The sequence below is a fragment of the Massilia atriviolacea genome (assembly GCF_003953935.1).
In the GTDB taxonomy this organism is placed as follows: domain Bacteria; phylum Pseudomonadota; class Gammaproteobacteria; order Burkholderiales; family Burkholderiaceae_D; genus Telluria_A; species Telluria_A atriviolacea.
Map to the genome: position 1 here is coordinate 214803 of NZ_RXLQ01000008.1, position 25136 is coordinate 239938.

23 protein-coding genes are annotated in these 25136 nt (G+C 63.9%); 15 read left to right on the plus strand and 8 right to left on the minus strand.

The genetic code is table 11. From position 1 onward, the window contains the following. The first annotated feature begins 36 nt into the window (after positions 1 to 36). From cheA to EJB06_RS16855, 11 genes are all read left to right on the plus strand, one after another. A complete protein-coding gene (gene cheA, locus EJB06_RS16805) occupies positions 37 to 2205 on the plus strand; it encodes a chemotaxis protein CheA (RefSeq protein ID WP_126075183.1) in 2169 nt (722 codons plus the stop codon). Between the two features lie 31 nt (positions 2206 to 2236). After that, positions 2237 to 2737: a chemotaxis protein CheW gene (locus EJB06_RS16810; RefSeq protein ID WP_370660134.1), complete on the plus strand. Its 501-nt coding sequence runs from the start codon at positions 2237 to 2239 to the stop codon at positions 2735 to 2737. A 136-nt stretch (positions 2738 to 2873) separates the two neighbouring features. Then, positions 2874 to 4583 (plus strand): methyl-accepting chemotaxis protein, encoded by a 1710-nt coding sequence (locus EJB06_RS16815; protein ID WP_126075184.1) that lies wholly within the window; start codon positions 2874 to 2876, stop codon positions 4581 to 4583. A 55-nt stretch (positions 4584 to 4638) separates the two neighbouring features. Continuing rightward, positions 4639 to 5484, plus strand: a complete 846-nt coding sequence (locus EJB06_RS16820; RefSeq protein ID WP_126075185.1) for a CheR family methyltransferase — start codon at positions 4639 to 4641, stop codon at positions 5482 to 5484. Between the two features lie 29 nt (positions 5485 to 5513). Then, positions 5514 to 6122, plus strand: coding sequence for a chemoreceptor glutamine deamidase CheD (gene cheD, locus EJB06_RS16825; protein WP_198420850.1), 609 nt, complete (start codon positions 5514 to 5516; stop codon positions 6120 to 6122). Positions 6123 to 6151: 29 nt separating this feature from the next. After that, a complete protein-coding gene (locus EJB06_RS16830) occupies positions 6152 to 7216 on the plus strand; it encodes a protein-glutamate methylesterase/protein-glutamine glutaminase (RefSeq protein WP_126075186.1) in 1065 nt (354 codons plus the stop codon). Between the two features lie 140 nt (positions 7217 to 7356). Continuing rightward, positions 7357 to 7755: a chemotaxis response regulator CheY gene (gene cheY / locus EJB06_RS16835; protein WP_054267179.1), complete on the plus strand. Its 399-nt coding sequence runs from the start codon at positions 7357 to 7359 to the stop codon at positions 7753 to 7755. A gap of 2 nt (positions 7756 to 7757) precedes the next feature. Further along, complete coding sequence (cheZ, locus tag EJB06_RS16840; RefSeq protein WP_126075187.1) at positions 7758 to 8423, plus strand: protein phosphatase CheZ; 666 nt, start codon at positions 7758 to 7760, stop codon at positions 8421 to 8423. Positions 8424 to 8499: 76 nt separating this feature from the next. After that, complete coding sequence (locus EJB06_RS16845; protein WP_126075188.1) at positions 8500 to 9708, plus strand: EAL and HDOD domain-containing protein; 1209 nt, start codon at positions 8500 to 8502, stop codon at positions 9706 to 9708. A gap of 273 nt (positions 9709 to 9981) precedes the next feature. Further along, the gene (locus tag EJB06_RS16850; protein WP_126075189.1) at positions 9982 to 10287 is read left to right on the plus strand and encodes a cyclic-phosphate processing receiver domain-containing protein; all 306 of its coding nucleotides are present in this window, start codon (positions 9982 to 9984) and stop codon (positions 10285 to 10287) included. A 34-nt stretch (positions 10288 to 10321) separates the two neighbouring features. Further along, positions 10322 to 10648 carry a hypothetical protein gene (locus tag EJB06_RS16855; protein ID WP_126075190.1) on the plus strand — a complete coding sequence of 109 codons (327 nt, stop codon included), beginning with the start codon at positions 10322 to 10324 and terminating at the stop codon, positions 10646 to 10648. Positions 10649 to 11483: 835 nt separating this feature from the next. Here EJB06_RS16855 and panC read toward each other — a convergent pair. From panC to metG, 6 genes are all read right to left on the minus strand, one after another. Then, complete coding sequence (panC, locus tag EJB06_RS16860; RefSeq protein WP_126075191.1) at positions 11484 to 12323, minus strand: pantoate--beta-alanine ligase; 840 nt, start codon at positions 12321 to 12323, stop codon at positions 11484 to 11486. 35 nt (positions 12324 to 12358) lie between these two features. Further along, positions 12359 to 13255, minus strand: coding sequence for a segregation and condensation protein A (locus tag EJB06_RS16865; RefSeq protein WP_126075192.1), 897 nt, complete (start codon positions 13253 to 13255; stop codon positions 12359 to 12361). Positions 13256 to 13272: 17 nt separating this feature from the next. Beyond that, a complete protein-coding gene (locus EJB06_RS16870) occupies positions 13273 to 13482 on the minus strand; it encodes a DUF3460 family protein (RefSeq protein WP_126075193.1) in 210 nt (69 codons plus the stop codon). 115 nt (positions 13483 to 13597) lie between these two features. Beyond that, on the minus strand, positions 13598 to 14914 hold the full coding sequence (locus tag EJB06_RS16875; RefSeq protein WP_126075194.1) for an enoyl ACP reductase FabMG family protein: 1317 nt from the start codon (positions 14912 to 14914) through the stop codon (positions 13598 to 13600). 175 nt (positions 14915 to 15089) lie between these two features. Next, positions 15090 to 15569, minus strand: coding sequence for a GNAT family N-acetyltransferase (locus tag EJB06_RS16880; protein WP_126075298.1), 480 nt, complete (start codon positions 15567 to 15569; stop codon positions 15090 to 15092). Between the two features lie 5 nt (positions 15570 to 15574). Next, positions 15575 to 17704, minus strand: a complete 2130-nt coding sequence (gene metG, locus EJB06_RS16885) for a methionine--tRNA ligase (protein WP_126075195.1) — start codon at positions 17702 to 17704, stop codon at positions 15575 to 15577. A gap of 173 nt (positions 17705 to 17877) precedes the next feature. Here metG and apbC point away from each other — a divergent pair, with 173 nt between their 5' ends. From apbC to EJB06_RS16905, 4 genes are all read left to right on the plus strand, one after another. Beyond that, the gene (apbC, locus tag EJB06_RS16890; protein ID WP_126075196.1) at positions 17878 to 18966 is read left to right on the plus strand and encodes an iron-sulfur cluster carrier protein ApbC; all 1089 of its coding nucleotides are present in this window, start codon (positions 17878 to 17880) and stop codon (positions 18964 to 18966) included. A gap of 151 nt (positions 18967 to 19117) precedes the next feature. After that, positions 19118 to 19465, plus strand: a complete 348-nt coding sequence (locus EJB06_RS16895) for a DUF4399 domain-containing protein (RefSeq protein WP_126075299.1) — start codon at positions 19118 to 19120, stop codon at positions 19463 to 19465. 57 nt (positions 19466 to 19522) lie between these two features. After that, positions 19523 to 20299 carry a substrate-binding periplasmic protein gene (locus EJB06_RS16900; protein ID WP_229427127.1) on the plus strand — a complete coding sequence of 259 codons (777 nt, stop codon included), beginning with the start codon at positions 19523 to 19525 and terminating at the stop codon, positions 20297 to 20299. A 173-nt stretch (positions 20300 to 20472) separates the two neighbouring features. Then, complete coding sequence (locus EJB06_RS16905) at positions 20473 to 21666, plus strand: right-handed parallel beta-helix repeat-containing protein (protein ID WP_229427128.1); 1194 nt, start codon at positions 20473 to 20475, stop codon at positions 21664 to 21666. A 45-nt stretch (positions 21667 to 21711) separates the two neighbouring features. On the opposite strand, the gene EJB06_RS16910 is transcribed toward EJB06_RS16905, so the two are convergent. Continuing rightward, positions 21712 to 22869 carry a VWA domain-containing protein gene (locus EJB06_RS16910; RefSeq protein ID WP_126075198.1) on the minus strand — a complete coding sequence of 386 codons (1158 nt, stop codon included), beginning with the start codon at positions 22867 to 22869 and terminating at the stop codon, positions 21712 to 21714. Then, a complete protein-coding gene (locus EJB06_RS16915; RefSeq protein WP_126075199.1) occupies positions 22859 to 25135 on the minus strand; it encodes a DUF5682 family protein in 2277 nt (758 codons plus the stop codon). Before EJB06_RS16915 ends, EJB06_RS16910 begins: the two co-directional genes overlap by 11 nt. Between the last annotated feature and the right edge of the window lies 1 nt (position 25136).

Here is a 25136-nt window from a genome sequence, read left to right on the forward strand (position 1 = left end):
CGCAATGATGCATCGCGAAATTCACGGAGTCCGACCATGACCATCGACATAAGCCAGTTTTTCCAGGTCTTCTTCGATGAAGCCGAAGAACTGCTGGCCGAAAAAGAGCGTCTGCTGCTGGCCGTCGACGTCGCGTCGCCGGATCCGGAAGACCTGAACGCCATTTTCCGTACCGCCCACTCGATCAAGGGCGGTTCGTCGACGTTCGGCCTGAACGACATGACCGAGGTGACCCACTTCCTGGAGTCGCTGCTCGACCGCATCCGCAAGGGCGAAATGGCGCTCACCGCCGAACACGTCGACGCCTTCCTGGCGGCCAAGGACATCCTCAAGATGCAGCTCGACGGCCACCGCAACGGCGCCCACGTCGACCAGGACGCCGTGGCCAATGTGCGCATGATGCTGCAGGAGCTCTCGCAGGACGTGGTGCCGGTGGCGGCGCCGCCGGCGCCCTCGTTCGTGCAAAGTTCGATCAAGGCCAATGTCAGCACCGGCGGACGGCGCTTCCGCATCGAGATGCCGCATGTCGAACAGCGCGACGTCAATGCGCTGACGGCCGAACTGGGCCTGCTCGGGCGCGTGTCGGTCATGCCGCTGCCGGGCGACCGTCATGCGATCACCGTCACCACCCACGAGTCGCTGGACGACATCATTGCGATCTGCTCGTTCGTGCTCAACCCCGACGACCTGAAAATCTTCGAGGCGCCGGCGCTCACGCCCGAACAGCAGATCATCGAAGACCGCGAACGGGCCAAGGTCGAAGACGACATGGGGTACGGCTTCTTCGACCCGATCGACGCCCCGGCCCAGGAACAGAGCGACGAGGAGCGCGGCTACGGCTTCTTCCAGCCGATCGAACATATCCGCGCCACGGCCGGCATCGTGGCGCCCGCGAGCAGCCCTGCGGCCAGCGCCGCGCCGGCGCCGTCGGCGCGCGCCGAGCCACTGGAGATCGGCGAAACGGCCGAGAAAAAAGCCGTCGCCAAGAAGGACGACAAGCATGCCGCCGCCGGCGCGGAATCGTCCTCGATCCGGGTCTCGATCGAAAAGGTCGACCAGCTGATCAACCTGATCGGCGAACTGGTGATCACCCAGGCCATGATCGAGCAGCGCAGCGACGCGCTCGACCCGATGGTGCACGAACGCCTGCTCAATAGCGTCAGCCAGCTCACGCGCAATACGCGCGACCTGCAGGAAGCGGTCATGTCGATCCGCATGATGCCGATGGACTTTGTGTTTTCGCGCTTTCCGCGCATGGTGCGCGACCTGGCCGCCAAATTGGGCAAGAAGGTCGATTTCATCACCAACGGCGCCGCCACCGAACTGGACAAGGGCCTGATCGAGCGCATCGTCGACCCGCTCACCCACCTGGTGCGCAACAGTATCGACCACGGCATCGAAATGCCGGACGCGCGCGCCGCCGCCGGCAAGACCGAAGCGGGGCGCCTGTTCCTCTCGGCCGGCCACCAGGGCGGCAATATCGTGATCGAAGTGTCGGACGACGGCGCTGGCCTGAACCGCGAGCGGATCCTGGCCAAGGCGGCCCAGAACGGCCTGGCCGTGAACGACAACATGAGCGACGCCGAGGTCTGGCAGCTGATCTTCGCGCCGGGTTTCTCGACCGCCGAAATCGTCACCGACGTGTCCGGGCGCGGGGTCGGCATGGATGTCGTCAAGCGCAACATCATGGCCATGGGCGGCTCGGTCGACATCCGCTCGGCCAAGGGCTTCGGCACCACCATCTCGATTTCGCTGCCGCTCACGCTGGCCATCCTGGACGGCATGTCGATCCGCTGCGGCGAGGAAGTCTACATCCTGCCGCTCGGCTTCGTGGTCGAGTCGCTGCAGCCGTCGCCGGAAGACATCAAGGAAATTTCGGGGCGCGGCCCGGTGATCAAGGTGCGCGGCGAATACCTGCCCCTGATCCCGCTGTACCAGATGTTCGACATTCAGCCGCGCTTTACCAATCCGTGCGAAGGGATCGTCGTGATCCTCGAATCGGACGGGCGCAAGGCCGGACTGTTCGTGGACGACCTGGTCGGCCAGCAGCAGGTCGTGGTCAAGAACCTCGAATCGAATTACCGCAAGGTGACCGGGATTTCCGGCGCCACCATCCTGGGCGATGGCGGCGTCTCGCTGATCCTCGACGTCACGGCCCTGATGCGCTCATCGCGCCAGCTGGCCGACGACGCCATCTTCTCCTGACCATATTTTCACCACCAGATAGGGATTTATCATGTCAATGACCTCCAACTCCTCCAAGAACGGCGACGTCAAGGACGGCACCGGCAGCGAATTTTTGGCCTTCACGCTCGGCTCCGAAGAATACGGGATCGACATCCTGAAAGTGCAGGAAATCCGCGGCTACGAAGCGGTCACCCGCATCGCCAACGCGCCCGAATTCATCAAGGGCGTGATCAACCTGCGCGGCATCATCATTCCGGTGGTGGACATGCGCATCAAGTTCAACCTGGGCACCCCGGTGTACGACCAGTTCACGGTCGTCATCATCCTCAACATCGGCGGACGCATCATGGGCATGGTGGTCGACAGCGTGTCGGACGTGACCACGCTCACCCCCGAGCAGATCAAGCCGGCCCCGGAAATGGGCACCGCCTTCGGTTCCGACTACCTGGTCGGCCTGGGCACCGTGGACGAGCGCATGCTGATCCTGATCGACATCGACAAGCTGATGTCGTCGGGCGAGATGGGCCTGATCGAAAAACTGGCCGCTTAGAAACGGGCCGCCTAAAAACTGGCCCCTTAAGACCGACACCGGACCGCAGCCGTCCACGCATTGACCGCAACGCCGGAGCGAGCGGCTCGACAGAAGCCGCCGTCCCTGTCCCTACGTAGCATCGAGGAGAGAAAACATGAATCTGCGCGATTTTAAAATTGGTACGCGCCTGGCGTTCGGATTCGGCAGTATCCTGCTGATCCTGGTCGCGATGGCGTTGATGGCGAGTGTGCTCAACTCGCGCAACAAGAACAGCCTGATGACGGGCCTGGCCAGTTCCAGCGCCCAGAACCTGCACGCGGCCAGCATGAAGAGCGCCATGCTCGAAACCGGCATCGCCATGCGCAATATCGGCCTGCAGTCCGACGTCGCGCTGATGCAGAAGGAGCAGGACAAGGTCAAGGCCCAGAGCAAGCGCTATGAGGAAGCGCGCGCGCGCCTGCAGGCGACCGGCCTGGATGAAGCCGAGACCAAGCTGCTGGCCGACATCGCCGCGCTCGACAAGGAAGTCGACGCCGCCTTCAAGGAAGCCATCGGCCAGGTGCTGGCCTTTAACAGCGAAGGCGCGGCCAAGGTGATCGCCACCCGCATCGACCCGCTCAACCAGCGCACCCTGGACGTGCTCAATAAACTGGTCGACAAGCAGCAGGTCGAAGCCGACGACTTCCTGAAAAAATCGGTGGAGGCCGACCAGCGCGTGGGCATGATCATGTTCGTGGTGTGCGCCCTGGCCGTGGCGCTGGGCGTGGTGTGCGCGCTGGTGATTACCCGTTCGATCGCCATCCCGCTGCTGGGCGCCGTGAGCGTGGCCAAGAAGGTCGCCGCCGGCGAACTGACTTCCGAGATCCGGGTCGAAGGCCAGGACGAAACCAGCGAGCTGCTGCAGGCGCTCAAAGACATGAACGACAGCCTCTCGAAAACCGTGGGCGACGTGCGCTCGGGGACCGAGATGATCACGGTCGCCTCGCAGGAAATCGCGTCCGGCAACGCCGACCTGTCCTCGCGCACCGAATCGCAGGCCAGTTCGCTCGAAGAAACCGCCAGCTCGATGGAAGAACTGACCTCCACCGTCAAGCAGAATGCCGACAATGCGCGCCAGGCCAACCAGCTGGCCGTGTCGGCGTCGTCGGTGGCCGTCAAGGGCGGCGCCGTGGTGTCGCAGGTTGTCGATACAATGGGCTCGATCAAGGAAAGCTCGCGCAAGATCGTCGACATCATCGGCGTCATCGACGGCATCGCCTTCCAGACCAACATCCTGGCGCTGAACGCCGCGGTCGAGGCGGCGCGCGCCGGCGAACAGGGTCGCGGCTTCGCGGTGGTGGCGTCCGAAGTGCGCAACCTGGCGCAGCGCTCGGCCGGTGCGGCCAAGGAAATCAAGTCGCTGATCGGCGACTCGGTCGACAAGGTCGATGCCGGCAGCAAGCTGGTGGACGAAGCCGGCCAGACCATGGACCTGATCGTGACCTCGATCAAGCAGGTGGCCGACATCATGGGCGAGATCACCGCCGCCACCCAGGAACAGAGCAACGGCATCGAAGAAGTCAACCAGGCCATCACCCAGATGGACGAAATGACGCAGCAGAACGCGGCCCTGGTCGAGGAAGCCGCGGCGGCCGCCGAGAGCATGCAGGAACAGGCGCAGTTGCTGGCCGCCGCCGTGAGCATCTTCAAGCTCAGCGGCGACGAGCGCAAGGCGCACGTGGCGGCGCCGGTGCGCGCCGCGCCTGCCGCGCCGAAGAGCGTCTCGCGCGCGGTGGTGGCGGTGGCCAAGCCGGCGCCGGCGGCGCCGCCCAAGCCGAAGAAGGTGCCCGCCTCGGCCCCCGGCGACGACTGGGAAGAGTTTTAAGCGCGGCGGCCACCGGGCCGCATGCGCAGTCCAATGAAAAACACAGGGTGAAGCAGTGACGCAAACGAAAACCGACACCGTCAAGGAATTCAACTTCACCAAAAGTGATTTTGAGCGGGTGCGCGCGCTGATCTACCAGCGCGCCGGCATCTCGCTGGCCGACAGCAAGCAGGAAATGGTCTACAGCCGCCTGGCGCGGCGCCTGCGCGCGACCGGCATCGTCTCGTTCGGGCGCTACCTGGACGACCTGGAAGCGGGGCGCCTGGGCGAGGAATGGGAGTCGTTCACCAACGCCCTGACCACCAACCTGACCTCCTTTTTCCGCGAAGCGCACCATTTCCCGCTGCTGGCCGAGCATGTGAAGAAGGTGCGCGAGCACCCGATCCAGATCTGGTGCTCGGCCGCGTCGACCGGGGAAGAACCGTATTCGATCGCCATGACCGTGTGCGAAGCGTTCAACACGCTCACGCCGCCGGTGCAGATCATCGCCACCGACATCGACACCAATGTGCTGGCCACCGGCGCCCAGGGCGTGTACGCGATCGACCGCATCGACAAGATGGATCCGGAACGCGCCAGGCGCTTTTTCTTGCGCGGCAAGGGCGACCAGGCCGGCATGGTGCGGGTGCGCCAGGAACTGCGCCAGCTGATCACCTTCAAGCAGCTCAACCTGCTGGGCGACGGCTGGCCGCTCAAGGGCCCGTTCGACGTCATTTTCTGCCGTAACGTCATGATCTATTTCGACAAGGCGACCCAGCGCAAGATCCTGTCGCGCTTCGTGCCGCTGATGAAGCCCGATGCACTGCTGTTCGCCGGCCACTCCGAGAATTTTTTGTATGTCTCGGAGTCGCTCAAGCTGCGTGGGAAAACCGTGTACGAACTCGATGGTCGCCGCCCTTGACGCGACCCGCACCGAACTGAGAATTGAACATGGCTATCGAAATCAAAGAGCAATTCGCAACCAATGTGTATTACGACCGTACCTTCGACTGCGACGCGGCCAAGATCCTGCCGGGCGAGTACTACTACACGCCCAAGGACATGCTGATCGTGACGGTGCTCGGTTCGTGCGTGTCGGCCTGCATCCGCGACAAGGTCTCGGGCCTGGGCGGCATGAACCACTTCATGCTGCCGGACGGCGGCAGCGATCCGAACAGCCCGATCTCGGCCTCGATGCGCTACGGGACCTACGCCATGGAAGTGCTGATCAACGACCTGCTCAAGGCCGGCGCGCGGCGCGAGAACATGGAAGCGAAAGTGTTCGGCGGCGGCGCGGTGCTGCGCGGCTTCACCGCGATTAACGTGGGCGAACGCAATGCGGCCTTCGTGATGAACTTCCTGAAGACCGAAAAGATGCGCGTGGTGGCCGAAGACCTGAACGACATCTGGCCGCGTAAGGTGTACTTTTTCCCGCGCACCGGCAAGGTGCTGGTCAAGAAGCTGATGCAGACCCATAACGACACCCTGGCGCGGCGCGAACTCGATTACGCCAGCCGCCTCAAGGTCGAACCGGTGGGCGGCGAGATCGATCTGTTCTAACCTTCCGTCCTCAATACTGAAAGCCCAATATGAAGATCAAAGTGTTGATCGTGGACGACTCGGCGCTGATCCGCAGCGTCATGAGCGAGATCATCTCCAGCCAGCCGGACATGGAAGTGGTGGGCGTGGCGCCCGATCCGCTGGTGGCGCGCGAACTGATCAAGCAGACCAACCCGGACGTGCTCACGCTCGACGTCGAGATGCCCAAGATGGACGGCCTCGACTTCCTCGAAAAGCTGATGCGCCTGCGCCCGATGCCGGTGGTGATGGTGTCCTCGCTGACCGAGCGCGGCTCCGAAATCACCATGCGCGCGCTGGAACTGGGCGCGGTCGACTTCGTGACCAAGCCGAAGATCTCGATCCAGAGCGGCATGCGCGAGTACACCGACCTGATCTCGGACAAGATCCGCGCCGCCTCCAAGGCGCGCATCAAGCCGCGCACCGTCAGCGCCGACAAGGCGGCCGGCGCGCTGCCGGCCCTGCGCAATCCGCTCACCTCCTCGGAAAAACTGATCATCATCGGCGCCTCCACCGGCGGCACCGAAGCGATCCGCGAATTCCTGATGCAGATGCCGTCCGACTGCCCCGGCATCCTGATCGCCCAGCATATGCCGGAAGGGTTCACCACCTCGTTCGCGCGCCGTCTCGACACCCTGTGCAAGATCAGCGTGCGCGAAGCGGCCGGCGACGAGCGCGTCCTGCCCGGGCATGCCTACATCGCGCCCGGCCACTCGCACCTGCTGCTGGCGCGTTCGGGCGCGAACTACATCACGCGCATCGAGCAGACCGACCCGGTCAACCGGCACCGGCCGTCGGTCGACGTGCTGTTCCGCTCGGCGGCCCAGGCGGCCGGTAAAAATGCGGTGGGCGTGATCCTGACCGGCATGGGCAAGGACGGCGCGGCCGGCATGCTCGAAATGAAAACGGCGGGCGCCTACAACTTCGCCCAGGACGAGGCATCGTGCGTGGTGTTCGGCATGCCGCGCGAAGCGATCGCCATGGGCGGGACCCACGAAGTGGGGGCCTTGAGCGCACTGCCGGGCATGGTCCTTGGCTATCTGGCAACGCATGGCAGCCGTGCGTTGCGCGTTTGATCCGCTTTGGTCCGAATTACTGTCTTTTTGCTGCTCGTTTATTCGCTTCACGGCAACAAAACTGCTATCCTTTAGTCTGCTTCCGCCCCTTCGGGGAAGTCTGTCAATAACCAGAGTAAGAGAATCAACGGAGTAATTTAATGGCCGATCCAAAGATGCGTTTTTTAGTTGTTGACGATTTCTCCACGATGCGCCGCATCGTGCGTAATCTGTTGAAAGAACTGGGTTATGCCAACGTCGACGAGGCGGAAGACGGCGTCATGGCGCTGGCCAAGCTGCGCAGCGAAACATTCGACTTCGTGGTCTCGGACTGGAACATGCCGAATATGGATGGCCTGACCATGCTGCAGAACATCCGCGCCGACCCCGCGCTGGCCAAGCTGCCGGTGCTGATGGTCACGGCCGAGGCCAAGAAAGAGAACATCATCGCTGCCGCCCAGGCGGGCGCGAACGGCTACGTCGTCAAGCCGTTCACCGCGGCCACGCTCGATGAAAAGCTGAACAAGATTTTCGAGAAGCTCGAAAAAAGCGGAGCATGACCATGAGCGAGCACCTCAGCGCAGGCGCGGGCACGTCGGCCGCAGGCTCGGACGAGCCGGGCGTCCACGACGAGTTCCTCAGCCGGATCGGGCACATGACGCGCGCGCTGCACGAGAGCCTGCGCGGCCTGGGCCTGGACAAGCTGATCGAAAAAGCCGCCAGCGACATTCCGGATGCGCGCGACCGTCTCGACTACGTCGCGCGGCTGTCGGAACAGGCTGCGCAAAAGGTGCTCACCGCGACCGAAGCGGCCGGACCGCTGCAGGACCGGATCGACGGCGACGCGGCCAGCCTGACGGCCGAATGGCAGGCGCTGCTCGACGCGCCGGCCACCAGCGACGCCGAATGGCGCGCGCTGGCCGCACGCAGCATGGCCGCCATGGCCGAGGCGCGCACGGCCAGCAGCGCCACCAAGGGCTACCTCATGGACATCATGATGGCCCAGGACTTCCAGGACCTGACCGGGCAGGTGATCACCAAGGTGACCACCATTACCCGCAACCTGGAACAGCAACTGGTGCAGATGCTGGTCGATTTTGCGCCGGCCGAGGTCAAGCGCGAATACGACAACGGGCTGCTCAATGGCCCGCAGATCGACCCTACCCGGCACGACGTGGTATCGAACCAGGGCCAGGTCGACGATCTGCTGGACAGTCTGGGCTTTTAAGCTGGCTGGCATTTTTCAGCTGGCGGCGGGGCGCATTGCCCCGCTTTCGCATGGCATTACCTAAACGACCCATACAATGCACGAATCAAACTTTATCGTCCGCGAACCCCTGCTCGATCCGAAGCAGCGCGTGATCGGTTATGAATTATCCTGGCAGCACCACGAAGGCGAGCCCGTCACCGACGAGGAGCTCGAATCGCTGATCGGCTTCGTCGCCGAAAACGTCAATGACGACGAGCACGGCTGGCTGCTGAAAGACAAGGTCCTGTTCCTGGACGCGGTCCCGAACATGCTCTCGACCGACGCCCTGTTCGCCATGCCGCCCGAGCGCACGGTGCTGACCATGAAGGCTTCCGACCTGGCCGATCCGGACACGCTGGCCGCGGTGCAGGGTTTGCGCGCCGGCGGCGTCGGCATTTCGGTGCGCGACGGCGACCTGGCCCACCTCGGCAAGAACCTCGGCATGAGCGCCTCCTACATCGAAGTGCGCTTCTCGGGCGCCGACGTGGCGGCCCAGGCCCGCACCTATGCCGCCGCCAAGCAATCGTCGGTGCGCATGGTCGGCCGTCCGGTCACCACCTGGGCCGACTTCGACGCCTGCGCCGCGCTCGGCCTGGACGCCTTCGTCGGCAAGCTGCACCTGACGCCAAGGCCAGGGATTCCCGTCAAGGGCCTGAACCCGGCCCAGACCATCATCCTGCAACTGATGCAGATGGTGCAAAAGAACGAAGACATTCCCAAGATCGAAAGCGTGCTCAAGCGCGATCCGGCGCTCTCGTACAAGCTGCTGCGTTTCATCAACTCGGCCGGTTTCGGAGTCGGGCGCGAGATTCAATCGCTGCGCCAGGCCATCACCATGCTTGGGTACTCGCCGATGTACCGCTGGCTGACCCTGTTGCTGGCCACGGCCAGCACCAGCGGCTACTCGCCGGTGCTGATGGAAACGGCGGTGGTGCGCGGTCGCCTGACCGAACTGCTCGGCAACAAGGGCTTGCCACGCAGCGAAAGCGAAAACCTGTTCATGACCGGCATGTTCTCCCTGCTCGACCGCCTGCTGGGCCTGTCGATGAAGGAAGTGCTCGACACCATCCAGCTGCCCGATGAAGTGGTGCGCGCGCTGCTGACCCGTGGCGGCGCGTACGGGCCTTACCTGGCGCTGGCCGAAGCGTGCGAGCTCAACTCGCAGCTGGTGGCCTCGCTGGCCAAGTCGATCAACATCGCGCCGGTGGACGTCAACAAGGCTCACCTGTCGGCACTGGCCTGGGCGCAAAACCTGACGACCTGACCCCAGATCCTTCCGTATTGCCTAACCGGGGTCAGAGCGCCGATTCGACATCGTTCGAATCGGCGGTCTGACCCCGGTGTCGTATGGTGCCCGTTCTGGCGCACCTGCTGTTGGTGACAGTAAACAATTTTGCGCGATCTTCTACTTCAAAAGATATAATTACAGCAATGGGAATGGGTGAGGATGTCTTGCCCCTCTTGTTTCGCTAATACAAACGCCTGCGTGCTGGAGCCACATGAAACTGGTGTGTTTTCCGCGCCTGGGCCGCCTGACATGAAAATTTACTTGGACGACGAGCGCCGCACCCCGGACGGCTGGGTGCGTGTGTACTGGCCGGACGAAGCGATCGACTTGCTGCGCACAGGGGCAGTCACCGAGATCAGCCTCGATCATGACCTCGGCGACGACGCGCGCGGCACCGGCTACGACGTGGTGCTGTGGATCGAAGAACAGGTCATGACGGCCGGTTTTCGGCCGCCCGTGATGCGGGTGCATTCGGCCAATGCGTCGGCACGCGAAAAAATGCAAGCAGGTATCCGAACAATCGAAGCCTATGCCGGCCGGGCCGGCGCTGAATAGAGGAAGTTTTGTGGGGAAACAACTGATCTCGCGAATGGCCGCAGGCATCCTGATGGCGGCGCTGAGCGGCGCGGCCTTTGCCAATCCGGTCCACCTCAGCATCGCCAAGATGACGCAAACCAAGCGCCAGGCGGCGCTGGGCGAGATGGTCAGGCAGGCGGGCATCCGATGCATCGGCATCAAGCGCGCGATCTACCAGGGCAGCGACGAGCGCGGCATGGCGCTGTGGAGTGCGCGCTGCGCGGACGGGCGCCTGTTCGCGGTGGAGATCGACAACGATGCTGCCGGCACGGCGCGCGTCGTCCCATGCAAGTCGCGCAAGCGCGGCGTCAGCACCTGCAAGTTCAAAGGCAGGTTCTGAACTTCCTCAACCGGGGTCAGAGCTTTAACTTGAAAGATTTCTGGTTAAAGCGCCGCCCCCGGCGCGGAGAAGTTGCGGAAATGCCGCCCAGTCTCCTGAAGTTCCTTCCGTATTCGACCAACGAACGCGATTCCGGTCGGGGCGAAACAAAAAATTGACAAACTTTCGACTTAAAGCTCTGACCCCGGTTTGGCGGTTCTGAACTTCCTCAACCGGGGTCAGAGCTTTAACTTGAAAGATTTCTGGTTAAAGCGCCGCCCCCGGCGCGGGGAAGTTGCGGAAATGCCGCCCAGTCTCCTGAAGTTCCTTCCGTATTCGACCAACGAACGCGATTCCGGTCGGGGCGAAACAAAAAATTGACAAACTTTCGACTTAAAGCTCTGACCCCGGTTTGGCGGTTCTGAACTTCCTCAACCGGGGTCAGAGCTTTAACTTGAAAGATTTCTGGTTAAAGCGCCGCCCCCGGCGCGGGGAAGTTGCGGAAATGCCGCCCAGTCTCCTGAAGTTCCTTCCGTATTCGACCAACGAACGCGATTCCGGTCGGGGCGAAACAAAAAATTGACAAACTTTCGACTTAAAGCTCTGACCCCGGTTTGGCGGTTCTGAACTTCCTCAACCGGGGTCAGAGCTTTAACTTGAAAGATTTCTGGTTAAAGCGCCGCCCCCGGCGCGGGGAAGTTGCGGAAATGCCGCTCAGTCTCCTGAAGTTCGTTCTTTAGTCGACCAACGAACGCGATGCCGATCGGGGCGAAACAAAAAATTGACAAACTTTCGACTTAAAGCTCTGACCCCGGTTTGGCGGTTTTCTGACCCTGCCTTGGCGTTTTCTGAGGGGTCAGATTTCGAGGTTGTCGATCAGGCGGGTGGTGCCGAGCTTGGCCGCGGCGAGGACCACCAGCGGCGCGCCTTGCGCCAGGTCGCCCGCACTCGGCGGCTGCAGGTCGTTTTGCTTGCGGATCGAAATGTAGTCCGGCTTCCAGCCGCGCCGCGCCAGGTCTTCCATCGCCTTGTGTTCGAGCTGGAAGATGTCGAGGTGGCCGGAGCGCACTTCGTTGGCCACCGCATTCAGGCTCTGGTACAGCGCCGGCGCCTCGGCCCGCTCCGCTTCCGACAAATACATATTGCGCGACGAGAGCGCCAGCCCGTCGTCCGCACGCCAGGTTTCGGCCGCGATGATCTGCGTCGGCAGGGCGAATTGACGGCTCATATTGCGCACCATCATCAGCTGCTGGTAATCCTTCTTGCCGAACACGGCCACTTTCGGCTGGACGCAGGAAAACAGCTTGAGGACGATGGTGGTGACGCCGGTAAAGAATCCCGGGCGGAATTCGCCTTCCAGCGTGTTGCCGAGGTCTTGCGGCGGGCTGACGCGGAATTCCTGCGGTTCCGGGTACAAATCCTTTTCGGTCGGCGCGAACAGCACGTAGACGCCTTCCTTTTCCAGTTTTTCGACATCGGCCTGGAAGGTGCGCGGGTATTTGTCGAAGTCTTCGTTCGGCCCGAATTGCAGGCGGTTGACGAAGATCGAGGCCACCACCGGGTCGCCATGCTTGCGCGCCAGGCGCATCAGCGAGAGATGCCCTTCGTGCAGGTTGCCCATTGTCGGCACGAAGGCCGTGCGCAGCTGGCCGCTGAGCTGGTCGCGCAGTTCTTCAACGGAAGAGATGATTTTCATGGGGCTTTCCTCAAACGGGTATCAAATGGATCGGCTTATGCCGGGGAGTAGGCGAGGCGCACGTAAATCGGCGCGAACGGCTCGGCCTGGGTAATTTCGATCAGGGTTTCCTTGGCCAGTTCCAGCATGGCAACGAAGTGCACGACGATAATCGGCACGCTGCCCTGGCCCTGGAACAGGTCGGCAAATTCGACGAAGCGGGCCGATTGCAGCTGCCGCAGGATCGAGGTCATGTGCTCGCGCACCGACAGTTCCTGGCGCCCGATGCGGTGGTGCTGGGTCAGCTTGGCGCGCTTGAGCACGTCCAGCCAGGCGCGCTGCAGGTCGTGCGGGTCGACATCGGGCCAGTTGGGGATGTTGCTCTGCTCGACGAACAGGGACGGCCGGATGAAGTCGCGGTCGAGCTGGGGAATGGCGTTGATCTCGTACGCGGCCAGCTTGATCTGCTCGTAGTCGAGCAGGCGCCGCACCAGGTCGGCGCGCGGGTCGTAGGTGTCGAGCAGGTCGTCGTCGGGCAGGCGCTGCGGCAGCAGCATGCGCGACTTGATTTCGATCAGCATGGCGGCCATCAGCAGGTATTCGGCGGCCAGTTCCAGGTTGTGCAGGCGGATCTGGTCGACATATTTCAGGTATTGCAGGGTGACCTGCGCCATCGGGATGTCGAGGATGTTGAAGTTTTGCTTGCGGATCAGGTAGAGCAGCAGGTCGAGCGGACCTTCGAAGGCGTCCAGGAAGATTTCCAGCGCGTCCGGCGGGATGAACAGGTCGGTCGGCATGCGCAGCAGCGGTTCCCCGTACAGGCGGGCAAACGCGGGCGTGTCGGCCGGGCTGTCCAGCACTGCCGGCAATTCGACCGGGGCGGCCGGCGCGTCGACGGCCGAGCCGCCCGGCTCGGCGGCGAGTTCTTCCGTCGCCGCCTCTTCTGGCAACATGGTCTCGCCCTGAACCGTCAGAGTTTGTTCTGGTACACGTAGGCTTGCTGGCGTACGCGCGATTCCTTGTTTTTATCCTGCTCGGCCAGGGTGGTCGGGGCCTTGTCCCACAGCAGCGCGCGGCCGGCGATCTGGCCCGCTTCCATCTCGGGATTCTTGGCCTTGAGCTCGCGGATGAACTTGGTGTGCTCGGATTCGTAGAGCTGGAATTGTTTGGTCAGTTTCATAATTGGACGTGGGTAGCGACGTGGGTAGCGAACAATGCTATTTTACCGCGAGCAAGGCGGCAGGGGGAATCCGTCGGGCGCCAGCGGCGGCCCGACGCTGGCGCCTTGCGGGCGCTTAGGGGTGCAGTGCGTTCAGTTGCTTGGCGATGATGTCGTGGTTGAGCCACACCACCGGCGCGATTTTCTCGGCGGCGCCGTAGAACATCAGCGGGCCGGCGCTTTCCAGCACCAGCGCGCTCAGGTGGTCGGTGATCAGGGCCTTGCGGTCCTTGTGCAGCTTGGTCATCTCGTCCGAGGTGCCGATCATCACGTCCGCCAGGGCAGGGGTGTTGTCCATCGGCCAGGCGTCGAAGTTGCGGAAGCTGGCGCTGACCGGGTCGTTGTTGTAGGCCTCGATCTGGTCGATCAGGCTTTGCAGCGACACGCCGTCGTTCAGCAGGTCCTGGCAGGCTTCCCATTGTTGCAGGGCCCAGGCGGCGCCGCCTTCGCGCTTGAGGGCGCTGAGCAGGGGGAACAGGGACAGCTCGACGCCGGCAAAAATATCGGAGGAGTTGGTACGGATTTCAGGGCAGTTGAACACCGTTGCCGCGATCCCTTGTGCCCAGGCAGCTTGCGCCACGCTTTCGAGGCGCATCTTGGCGTAGCCCTGGGTATAGTTGGTGTAGGTTTGCCACTGGTACTTGCCGTCGATCAGGATTTCGCTGCCGTGGTAGCCGTAGGCCGTGTAGCGCACTTCGCCGCCCTTGGCGGTGATGCGGTCGCGGATGGCGGCGCTGGCGGTAATCAGGTGTTGCAGGGTGTTGGCGGTGACTTCGTCGAAGTTCATCAGGATCAGCTTGCCGAGGTCGCTGTCGAGCAGCTCGCGCGAGGACATGAAGCGCTCGCCGCGGCCCTTGTAGATGCGGTTGGCGATCGCCAGGAAGGCCTTGACCTTCGGAATGCCGCCGGCCATGGTGTGGGCGAAGAAGACATTGCTGCCGTCCGGGATCAGTTTGTCGATCTCGGCCATGGCCTGGGCGGCGGAGCTGGCGAAACGGCGCACGCCGACGTCGCGGCAGCGCTCGACAGCGGCCCAGTCCAGCTTTTCTTCCTGCCAGTTCTTGAGGGTGAGGCCGGACAGCATCTCGGTCGGGTTCTGCTCGCCTTCGGGGGCGTCGAGGTCGAAGCCGGCCATCAGCGGCACGTTGATGATGCGGCCGCCCAGCTTGGCTTCGGCTTCGGCCAGTTCTTCTTCGTTGAGTGCGCGCAGCGCGTTGTTCTCGTCGCGGCGGCCGACGGTGATGCCGACGATGGTCATGCCGGCCTTGCGTGCCTCGTCGATCAGGCCGTTAGCATAGCCGCGGCCGAACAGCTCGCCGAACAGTACGAAGACGTCGCCTTTGCGAAACAGATTGGCGTGCGGGATGTGCCTCAAGGAAGTCAATTCGGTCATAGATACCACTCAAAAGTAAGAAGGTTCGGGCGCCGGGCCCACCACCCCGCGCAGTTGCCGTGTTGCCGGCGGCTGGCATGCGGGGCATGTTGTTTTTCTCGTCAAGCGCGACATTATAGCCTTCGATATCGGCGTTCCGGTATTGACGCGCTGCGATTCATTGCAAGGATGGTCTTCAGTGGCGCAGCACGCGACGCATCACGCGCGGCGCCGGTTCCGCCTCGTTCGCGTGGGAATAGTCGAGTTCGTCGGCCAGGTCGAACTGGTAGGCCGCGTACAGGTCGATCAGGCGCGGCTGGTCGCTGCGCACGGCGAGCCGCAGTTCGTGCACGCCGCTGGCCAGGCCCTGGTGGATCACCGCTTCGAGCAAGTGCTGGGAGAGGTTGGCGCCACGGCAGTGCGGCAGCACGCCCATGCGCCGGATTTCCCACACGTCCGGCTCGAATTCGTGCGGCGTCCAGCGCACCGAGCCGACCGCCGCCTCGCCCTGCAGCAGGAGGAAGGCGCCGCCATCGCGCAGCTGTTCGGCCACGCGCTGGGCGGTCTCGCGGTGGCCGCTCGAGGTCACCGCCACCGTGCCGGCCCAGCACGCCCGGGTCAGGTCGGCGATCAGCTGGGCGTCGTCGTCGACGGCCTGGCGCACCACGAGGTTCACCGGCATTAGCGGATGCGCATGCCCGGCTGCGCGCCCGGCCACGGTTCCAGCACGTACAGGCCTGGATTGGCCTTCTCGTCGGCGGCGGAGGCGCACAGGACCATGCCTTCGGAGACGCCGAATTTCATCTTGCGCGGCGCCAGGTTGGCCACCAGCACGGTCAGCTTGCCGATCAGTTGCTCCGGCGTGTAGGCCGACTTGATGCCGGAAAACACATTGCGCAGGCGGCCTTCGCCCACGTCCAGGGTCAGGCGCAGCAGCTTGTCGGAGCCGTCCACGTGTTCGCAGTTGACGATCTTGGCGATGCGCAGGTCGATCCTGGTGAAGTCGTCGATCTTGATTTCCGGCGCCAGTTCCTCGATGTCGCCGCGTGCCGGCGCGTCCAGGACCGGCGCGGTAACCACGGCCGCTGCGGCCGGGGCGGCCACCGGCGGCTTGTCGATCAGCGCCTCGACCATTTTCGGATCGATGCGGGTCATCAGGTGGTCGTAGGCGCCGATTTCGCGGCCGAGCATGGTCTCGAAGACGGCCGCGCCGGTGGTGTCGCTCCAGCTCAGGTCCTCGTCGCGCAGGAAGGCGGCCACCTTGGCTGCCACTTGCGGCAATACCGGCGAGAGCATGATGGTGACCTGGCGGAACAGGATCAGGGCCGTGGTGCACACGTCGTGCAGTTCGGCCATCTTTTCCGGGTCCTTGGCCAGGATCCATGGCTTGTTTTCGTCGACGTACTGGTTGGTGATGTCGACGATTTCCATGATTTCGCGCAGCGCCTTGCCGAATTCGCGGTTTTCGAAGTTGGCGGCGATGCGGGCCTGGCGTTCGTTGCCGTCCACCGTCAGCGCGCGGCCGATCCATTGCTGCGCCTTGGGCGAGAGGGTGGCGCTCAGTTTGCCGTCGAATTTCTTGGCGATGAAACCGGCGCAGCGGCTGGCGATGTTGACGTATTTGCCGATCAGATCGCTGTTCACGCGCGCGATGAAGTCGTCGCCGTTGAAGTCGAGGTCTTCCACCTTCGAGTTCAGCTTGAAGGCGATGTAGTAGCGCAGCCATTCCGGATTCATCTTCAGGTCGAGGTAGCGCAGCGGCGAAATGCCGGTGCCGCGCGACTTGGCCATCTTTTCGCCGTTCAGGGTCAGGTGGCCGTGCACGTTGACCTTGAGCTTGTCGATCACCGGGTGGCCGGCAAAATTGAGCATCGCCGGCCAGAACAGCAGGTGGAAGGACACGATATCCTTGCCGATGAAGTGGACTTGCTCGGTGTCCGGGTCGTTCAGCAGGGCGTCGAAATCGATGCCTTTCTTGCTGCAATAGTTTTTGAGGCTGGCGAGGTAGCCGACCGGCGCGTCCAGCCAGACATAGAAAAACTTGCCCGGCGCATCTGGAATCGGGATGCCGAAGTAGGGCGCGTCGCGCGAAATATCCCAGTCGGCCAGTTTCTCGCCGGCTTCACCGAGCCATTCGGAGACCTTGTTGACCATTTCCGGCTGCAAGCGGCCGGGCGTGTTCAGCCATTCCTTGAGGAAGGTGTAGCAGCGCGGGTCGGACAGGGCGAAGAAATACTGTTCCGACGGTTTCAGGATCGGCGTGGAGCCGGTGAACACGGAAAACGGGTTCACCAGTTCGGTCGGCTGGTAGGCCGCGCCGCAGACTTCGCAATTGTCGCCGTACTGGTCCTTGGCGCCGCATTTCGGGCACTCGCCCTTGATGTTGCGGTCGGCCAGGAACATGCCCTTGACCGGGTCGAAGAAGCGGTCGACCGTCTTGGTGACGATCAGGCCGGTCTCGCGCAGCTTGCGGTAGATGCCTTGCGACAGTTCCACGTTCTCCGGGGAATCGGTCGAGTACCAGTTGTCGAAGGCGATATGGAAGCCGTCCAGGTACTGCGGGCGGTCGGCGGCGATCTCGGCCACGAATTCCTGGGGCGTGATGCCTTTTTTCTCGGCCGCGATCATGATCGGCGTGCCGTGGGTGTCGTCGGCGCAGACGAAGTGGACTTCACGCTGGGCGTCGCCATCGCGTTGCATTCGCTGGAAGCGTACCCAGATATCGGCCTGGATGTATTCCATCATGTGGCCGATATGAAAAGCTCCGTTGGCGTAAGGCAGGGCGGTGGTGACGAACAGCTTGCGGGTCATGGTTAAGATGCGCTTATTAATAAGTTTATTAGGAAATACAGAGGAGCATTTTACCAGCGGATGACCCGACTGCGCACGGGGCTTTGCCCGGATTTGCCATTCAGTCAAGGCTGGCGCGGGCGATTTGCGCTAAACTTCGGCAAGTTTCGGCATCCTATTCCTTGGAGATTTACATGAGCATCACAGTAGAAGACGTCAGGAATGCACTGACGGCGGTTATCGATCCGAACACGCAGAAAGATTTCGTTTCTTCCAAGGCGATCAAGAATATCAAGCTCGACGGCAACGACATCGCGCTCGACGTCGAGCTCGGCTATCCGGCCAAAAGCCAGATCGACGCCATCCGCAGCGCGATCGTGGCCGCCCTGCAGGCGCTGCCGGGGGCGGGGCGCATCAACCCCACTGTGTATTCCAAAATCCTGTCGCACACGGTACAGCGCGGCCTGAAGATCATGCCGAACGTGAAGAACATCATCGCGGTGGCCTCGGGCAAGGGCGGCGTCGGCAAGTCGACCACGGCGGTCAACCTGGCCCTGGCCCTGGCGGCCGAGGGCGCCAGCGTGGGCGTGCTGGACGCGGATATCTACGGTCCGTCCCAGCCGATGATGCTGGGAATTAACGGCCGTCCGGAAACGACGGACGGCAAGACCATGGAGCCGCTGCAAAATCACGGCTTGCAGGTGTCCTCGATCGGTTTCATGATCGATCCGGACGAGCCGATGGTGTGGCGCGGCCCGATGGTCACGCAAGCCTTGCAGCAGTTGCTGGAGCAAACCAACTGGCGCGAACTCGATTACCTGGTGGTCGACATGCCGCCAGGCACCGGCGACATCCAGCTGACCCTGTCGCAAAAAGTGCCGGTGACGGGCGCGGTGATCGTCACCACGCCGCAGGACATCGCCCTGCTCGACGCGCGCAAGGGCTTGAAAATGTTCGAGAAAGTCGGCATTCCGATCCTCGGCGTGGTGGAAAACATGAGCACGCACATCTGCTCGAACTGCGGCCACACGGAAGCGATTTTCGGCCATGGCGGCGGCGCCAGGATGTGCGCCGATTTCGGCGTCGAGTTCCTCGGCGCCTTGCCCTTGACCATGTCGATCCGCGAGCAGACCGATTCGGGCCGCCCGACCGTGGTGGCCGAGCCCAACGGCCCGGTGGCGCAGATCTATAAGGAGATCGCGCGCAAGGTGGCCATCAGGATCGCCGAGAAAGCGAAAGACATGAGCAGCAAGTTCCCGAGCATCGTCATTAAAAACGACTGACGCTGGTGAAAGGTGTGGCGCTTTGCCGGCGCCCGCGTGCAAAATAGGCAATGTTGGCGATTATCACGCCAACCCGCCTTTTACCAACTGCGAAGGAATCCACTTGAAATCGTTCATCCAACACCTCGTCTTTTCCGCATCCCTGCTGGCCATGGCGGCCGCGTCGGCGCAATCGGTCTCCTTCGTCGAACCGTCCGACGGCGCGACCGTGAAGAGCCCGTTCAAGGTCAAGTTCGCCGTCGACGGCATGGAGGTCAAGCCGGCCGGCGCGCTGGTGGCCAATTCGGGCCACCATCACCTGCTCATCAACGGCGCCGCGATCAAGGAAGGCGAGTCGATTCCTTTCGACGACAAGCACTTGCACTTCGGTAAAGGCCAGACCGAAACCGAAGTCAAGCTGCCGCCCGGCGAATACACCCTGACCATGCAGTTCGCCAACGGTGCGCACCAGTCCTACGGCGCGCCGATGAGCAAGTCGATCAAGGTCACCGTCAAGTAATTCCCCCGCGAGCGCTGGCGGCAGTACAATTGTTTTACCGAGAAAACAGTTACTGCCATGAAGCGCTCCGATTCTCCTGTCGATCTTGCCAGGCGCTCACTGATGCTGGGCGCGGCTGCCGCGCTGGCGCTGCCGGCCGGGGCCTCGCCGCGCGAGCTGCTGGTGGTCGGCGCCCATTTCGCGCGCGTCTACGAACGCGCCAACGGCGAATTTTCGGGCATGGCGGTCGAGATCATCCGCGCCATTGCGGGCGAACTCGGGCAGCCGGTGTATTTCGAGCTGTATCCGTGGGCGCGCGCGCAGTCGATGGTGGCCCAGGGCCAGGCCGATATCCTGGTCGGCCCCTACAAGTCACCCGAGCGGCTGGACTCGTTTTCCTTCTCCGAGCGTCCGTTCTACCAGGACCAGATGGTGTTCTTCTCGCGCAGCAATGCGCCGTTTGCCTGGGATGGCAGCTACGCTTCCCTGCGCAGCAAGCGCATCGTGATCATCAACGGCTGGGCCTATGGCGACGAATTCAATGCCGCGCGCAAGGATTTGTCGGTCAGCGTGACCAATTCGGTGGAGTCGGCGCTGACCATGCTCGCGCACGGGCGGGTCGAGCTGTTCGCCAGCAATGTGCGCAACACCGAGCCGGTGATTCCCCTGCTGGCGCTGGAGGGCAAGGTGTTGCCCGTGGGCCGCACCATTTCCCTGCAGCGCGGTTATTTCGCCTTCCCCAAGCGACCGGAATACGAGGTCATGCGTGCGCGCTTCGACCGCGCCTTCAATGCCTACGTCGACAGCGGCGAACTGCGCAAGCTCGGCAAGCGCCTCAACGTGCAGGTGCCCTGAGCGGCCAGCGGGCGCCCGCCTGTTGCTGCGGCGCGACGGCCAGCGCCGCATCCTCGTAGAATCCTCAGCGTGCGGTTACCATACGCCGCATGACGTTTTGATAACGATCATATTCCACCTTGATTTTTCGCAGACGATGCCGCTGTGCGTCCGCTGCACCCAGGAGACATACAATGATGAAGAAGAAACTTGCGCGCGCCGCTTGCGTGTCGGCGCTGGCGGCATGGGGTATGCAGGCGGCCTCGGCGGCGATTCTGTCGGTCGGTCCCGGCAAGACCTATGCCAGACCGTGCCAGGCGATTGCCGCCGCTAAAAATGGCGACACGGTCGAGATCGACGGCGGCCTGTACAGCGGCGATGTGTGCGGCGTGTATGCCAGCAACCTGACCATCCGGGGCGTCAACGGGCGTCCCCGCATCGATGCGGCAGGCAGGAACGCGATGGGCAAAGCGATCTGGGTGATCGTCGGCAACAATGTGCTGATCGCCAATGTGGAAATGTACGGCGCCAAAGTGCCTGACCGCAATGGCGCAGCCTTGCGCCTCGAGGGCGCGGGCTTTACCTTGCTCAACAGCTTCCTGCACGATAACGAAAACGGCATCCTCAGCGGCGCGAATGCGGCCAGCGACATCGTCATCGAAGGCACCGAGTTCGGACGCAATGGCTACGGTACCGGGCAGACGCACAACCTGTATATCGGCACGGTGCGCAGCCTGATGTTCCGCCGCAATTTTTCGCATGACGCCCACGTGGGGCACAACCTGAAATCGCGCGCGCAGACCAACTATATTCTCTACAACCGCTTCTCCAGCCTGCGCCCGGGCGAGACCGGCTCGACCGCGGCCGGCCAGCCGAGCTACGAGATCGATCTGCCGAATGCGGGGACCTCCTACGTGATCGGGAACGTGATCCAGCAGCCGGCCGCGAACCAGAACGGGGCCATGCTGGCCTACGGGGAAGAGGGCGCCAGCAATGCCGGGCACGATTTATACGTGGTCAATAACACCTTCCTGAACGACGACCCCGCGCGCGGCGTGTTCGTGATGGTGGGCTCGGGCGTCACCAAGCCGGTTCTGCTGCAGAATAATATCTTTTCCGGGATCGGGACCTTGAGTACGCAGGCCAGCACGGTGGCCAGGACCAATTACCGTTCGGTGGCGCCCGGCTTCGTCAATCGCGCGACCTACGATCTGCGGCCGACGCCGTCGCCGCTGGTGGTCAACGCGGGGACCGATCCGGGCGTCTCGGCCACCGGCTTCGTGCTCAAGCCGGTGGCGCAGTACAAGCATGTGGCGTTCTGGATCGGCCGCCCGGTCAACAGCGAGCTCGATATCGGCGCCTACGAGGCCAATTCCCTGGCGCCGTAAGCGCCCACCCCGCCTGCGGCGGCGCCGCAGGCGGGGTGGGCCCGATCAGGGCTTGATCCCCACGATCCCCGCTTGCGCGGCCCACTGTCCCAGGTCGCTGCGCTTGATCGCGGCCGCCATCAGCTCCGGGAACAAGTCCGGCGTACAGGCAAAACACGGGGCGCCCAGCGCGGCGAAATACGCCGCATTGCCATGGTCGTAACTGGGCGCGCCGTTGTCGTCGAGCGCCAGCAGCACGATCACCTGCACCCCGGCCGCCACCAGCGCCGCCGCCCGCTTGCGCATCTCGGCATTGTTCCCGCCTTCGTACAGATCGCTGATCAGCACGAAAATGGTATCGGCCGGGCGCGCGATCAATCCCTGGCAATAGCCGAGCGCCCGGTTGATATCGGTGCCGCCGCCAAGCTGGGTGCCGAACAGCACATCGACCGGATCGGCCAGCATCGGGGTCAGATCGATCACCGCCGTATCGAACACCACCACCTGCGTGCTGACCGCCTTGATGGTCGCCAGCACCGCCGCGAAGACGCTGGCGTACACCACCGACGGCGCCATCGACCCGCTCTGGTCGATGCACAGCACGATATCGCGCAGCGACTGGCCCTTGCGCCCGAAGCCGATGCGGGTTTCCGGAATGATGGTCCGGTATTCCGGCTGGTAATGGCGCAGATTGGCGCGGATCGTGCGCAGCCAGTCGATTTCGTGATGGCGCGGGCGGCGGTTGCGCGTGGCCCGGTTCAGGCTGCCCGTAACGGCTTGCCGGAACGGATTGGCCAGCCGGCGCTCGAGTTCCTCCACCACCTGCCGCACCACCATGCGCGCGGTGTCCTTGGTCTTGTTCGGCATCACCTTGTTCAGGCTGAGCAGGGTGGCGACCAGGTGCACATCCGGTTCGACCGACTTGAGCATTTCCGGTTCCAGCAGCATTTGCTCGAGGCCGAGCCGTTCCAGCGCATCCTTCTGCATCACCTGCACCACGCTCGACGGGAAATACTGGCGGATGTCGCCCAGCCAGCGCGCCACGTTCGGCGCCGACGCGCCGAGCCCGGCGCCGCGTCCCGACGGCGGGTTGTACAAGGCCGACAGCGCCCGGTCCATGGCCAGGTCGTCCGCGCCCAGCGAGGCTTGCGGCTGGCCCGGTTCGCTGCCCAATACCATGCGCCAGCGGCGCGTCTGTTCCTGCGGGGGGATGTCATGCGCCATGCGCGGCCTCCGTTGTCGATGTTGCGGCGCTGCTGCCGAGGATCATGCCGAGCACCGGCAGTATCCGTGCCGCGCGCGCTTCATCGAGATTGCCGGCCGCCGCGGCGGGCGGCACGGCGCCGCCGGCGCTGCCGGCCCGTTCGCTCAACTGGCGCCGTTCCGGCGCTTCGAAGGCGCCGAAGGTGCGGCGCAGCAGCGGCAGCAATTCGACGAAGCTGTCGGCGTCGAGTCCGTTGATCCAGTTATTGACCAGCGTCCACAGGCTGTCGTTGTGCAGCAGCAGGGCCGCGCTGCCTTGCAAAAAGCCTTCCAGCCAGTTGCCGCTGGCCAGCGGCGCGCTGGCGTGCGAGCAGCGCAAGGCCAGGGCGCGCGCCGTGCGTTCCTGGTCCCAGTACCCTTGTTCCGACAAAATCCGGGCGCAGCGCCCGCCGATCAGCGGATGCGACAGTTCGTTGCCGGCCACCTGGTCGAGTGCGCCGAACCAGGCCTCCAGCAACGCTTCGTCCTGGATCAGGCGGATGGCGCGGTCGGCGGCGATGAGCTCCCTGACCAGCGCCGCCGCCGGTTCGTCGGCCATGCCCAGCACGCCGAAGGGCAGGGCGATGCAGGCGCGCGTGACCAGGCCGTCGACCACCTGGCCGATGGCGCCGGTATCGGTGCCGCGCACGCTGCCGTAGCGCATCACGCCGGCCAGCGGCGGCAGGGCCGCCAGCATGAAGCCGACGTCGGGCGTGAGGGCCCCGACTTCCTGGATGCGCCGCATCAGCAAGTCGACCGCGTGCGGCAGGTCGGCCAGCAGCACCTGTTCGATCAGGGCCGTCAGTGCGGGCAGGGTTGTCGCTTGCCTGGCCTGGCTGACCGCCTTGCCGGTGGCGGCCGCTTCGACGCTGCCGCCCCAGACGTTCGCTTCGATCAGGCGGATGGCAAACTCCGGCTCCCACGCCAGGCGCCACCATTCGTGGAAGGTGCCGGACTTGCCGCTCACCCGTTCGCTGCGGCCCCAGTCGACGCCGAGCAGGGCCAGGCGGTGCAGCAGCACGCTTTTTTCCAGGTGCGCCGGCTGGCGCAGGTCGAGTTCGAGCTGGCTGTGGTCGGCCTTGACCGGCAGGCGCAGGCGTTTTTGCTGGGCCTGCACATCCTGCGGCAGCGGCAGGGTCGGCACGCTGTCCGGCACCTCGCCCAGGCGGTCGTTGATCAGCAGGGCCTCGTGGATCAGGCGCAGCGGGGCGTCGCTGTCGTAGCAAAATACGGCGCGCACGGCTTCCTGCAACTCGCCCAGTCCCGCACGGGGCCGCTCGCGCATGGCCGCCAGCGTATCGGCCAGGCGCACCGCTTCGATGATGCTGGCCGAGGACGCATCGAGGTCGTGCTTGCGCAGCAGGACGGCAACGTCGGTCAGCCAGTACAGGCTGGCCTGGGCCGGGTGGTTCCACAGGTGATGGTACCAGCCGGGCGCAGTGACGCCCGCGCCGTAGCCGCTGCGAAACGCCAGGCGCCCGTAACTCCACGGGGTCCAGGTGGCGGCCAGTTTGACCTTCGGCAAACCCTTCAGCAAGTCGCTGTCGCTCCTGGCGGAGGGCATGCTGGCCAGGGCCGGCACGTGATACGCGCCGCACACCACGGCGATGCGCTGGTGGCCCTGTTTCTCGGCCAGGCGGATGGCGTTGCGCATCCATGCCTCGCGCTGCTGCTCGCGCAGATCGGGCGGGGCGGCGATCTCGGTGCGCACGGCGGTCATCATTTCGGCGATGGCGGCGAACAGCGCGAGACTGTCGGCGCGCTGCTCGACCAGGTGTTCCCACCAGGTGTCGGTGTCCGAAAAACCGGCCGCGTCGGCCAGCCAGCGCAGCGGGTCGTCGTGCAGGTCCGCGCTGCCGGGGGCGGGCGGCGCTGGCGCGTCTTCGTTCTCGTCCGTGTCGTCAAGCGGCGCGGCTTCGGCAGGCTCCGGCTCGGCCAGGCGATGCGTCTGCGGCAGGTCGCAAAAGCGCACCGGCACGCCGTTGGCGGTGGCGTAGCGCATGGCCTGCCATTCCGGCGAGAATTCGGCGAAGGGGTAGAACACGGCGCGCTGCGGCGTGGCCGGCACATAGACCAGCAGCGCGACCGGCGGCTTGATGGCCGGATCGGCGGCAAAGGCGATCAGCTCGTCGGCCTCGGGCGGGCCTTCGATCAGGATGCAGTCCGGCCGCAGCGCCTGCAAGGCCTGCGCCAGGCTGCGCGCGCAACCGGGACCGTGGTGGCGGATGCCGAATAAATGAACGCTCATC

What these genes read in the sequence shown, in the direction of transcription:
- EJB06_RS16915 (WP_126075199.1), bottom strand. Translation starts at nt 25,135, where the DNA reads ATGAGCGTTCATTTATTCGGCATCCGCCACCACGGTCCCGGTTGCGCG.
- cheD (WP_198420850.1), top strand. Translation starts at nt 5,514, where the DNA reads ATGGCTATCGAAATCAAAGAGCAATTCGCAACCAATGTGTATTACGAC.
- cheA (WP_126075183.1), top strand. Translation starts at nt 37, where the DNA reads ATGACCATCGACATAAGCCAGTTTTTCCAGGTCTTCTTCGATGAAGCC.
- EJB06_RS16830 (WP_126075186.1), top strand. Translation starts at nt 6,152, where the DNA reads ATGAAGATCAAAGTGTTGATCGTGGACGACTCGGCGCTGATCCGCAGC.
- cheY (WP_054267179.1), top strand. Translation starts at nt 7,357, where the DNA reads ATGGCCGATCCAAAGATGCGTTTTTTAGTTGTTGACGATTTCTCCACG.
- EJB06_RS16910 (WP_126075198.1), bottom strand. Translation starts at nt 22,869, where the DNA reads ATGGCGCATGACATCCCCCCGCAGGAACAGACGCGCCGCTGGCGCATG.
- EJB06_RS16850 (WP_126075189.1), top strand. Translation starts at nt 9,982, where the DNA reads ATGAAAATTTACTTGGACGACGAGCGCCGCACCCCGGACGGCTGGGTG.
- EJB06_RS16875 (WP_126075194.1), bottom strand. Translation starts at nt 14,914, where the DNA reads ATGACCGAATTGACTTCCTTGAGGCACATCCCGCACGCCAATCTGTTT.
- EJB06_RS16810 (WP_370660134.1), top strand. Translation starts at nt 2,237, where the DNA reads ATGTCAATGACCTCCAACTCCTCCAAGAACGGCGACGTCAAGGACGGC.
- cheZ (WP_126075187.1), top strand. Translation starts at nt 7,758, where the DNA reads ATGAGCGAGCACCTCAGCGCAGGCGCGGGCACGTCGGCCGCAGGCTCG.
- EJB06_RS16900 (WP_229427127.1), top strand. Translation starts at nt 19,523, where the DNA reads ATGAAGCGCTCCGATTCTCCTGTCGATCTTGCCAGGCGCTCACTGATG.
- apbC (WP_126075196.1), top strand. Translation starts at nt 17,878, where the DNA reads ATGAGCATCACAGTAGAAGACGTCAGGAATGCACTGACGGCGGTTATC.
- EJB06_RS16895 (WP_126075299.1), top strand. Translation starts at nt 19,118, where the DNA reads ATGGCGGCCGCGTCGGCGCAATCGGTCTCCTTCGTCGAACCGTCCGAC.
- EJB06_RS16815 (WP_126075184.1), top strand. Translation starts at nt 2,874, where the DNA reads ATGAATCTGCGCGATTTTAAAATTGGTACGCGCCTGGCGTTCGGATTC.
- EJB06_RS16845 (WP_126075188.1), top strand. Translation starts at nt 8,500, where the DNA reads ATGCACGAATCAAACTTTATCGTCCGCGAACCCCTGCTCGATCCGAAG.
- EJB06_RS16870 (WP_126075193.1), bottom strand. Translation starts at nt 13,482, where the DNA reads ATGAAACTGACCAAACAATTCCAGCTCTACGAATCCGAGCACACCAAG.
- metG (WP_126075195.1), bottom strand. Translation starts at nt 17,704, where the DNA reads ATGACCCGCAAGCTGTTCGTCACCACCGCCCTGCCTTACGCCAACGGA.
- EJB06_RS16865 (WP_126075192.1), bottom strand. Translation starts at nt 13,255, where the DNA reads ATGTTGCCAGAAGAGGCGGCGACGGAAGAACTCGCCGCCGAGCCGGGC.
- EJB06_RS16855 (WP_126075190.1), top strand. Translation starts at nt 10,322, where the DNA reads ATGGCCGCAGGCATCCTGATGGCGGCGCTGAGCGGCGCGGCCTTTGCC.
- EJB06_RS16905 (WP_229427128.1), top strand. Translation starts at nt 20,473, where the DNA reads ATGATGAAGAAGAAACTTGCGCGCGCCGCTTGCGTGTCGGCGCTGGCG.
- panC (WP_126075191.1), bottom strand. Translation starts at nt 12,323, where the DNA reads ATGAAAATCATCTCTTCCGTTGAAGAACTGCGCGACCAGCTCAGCGGC.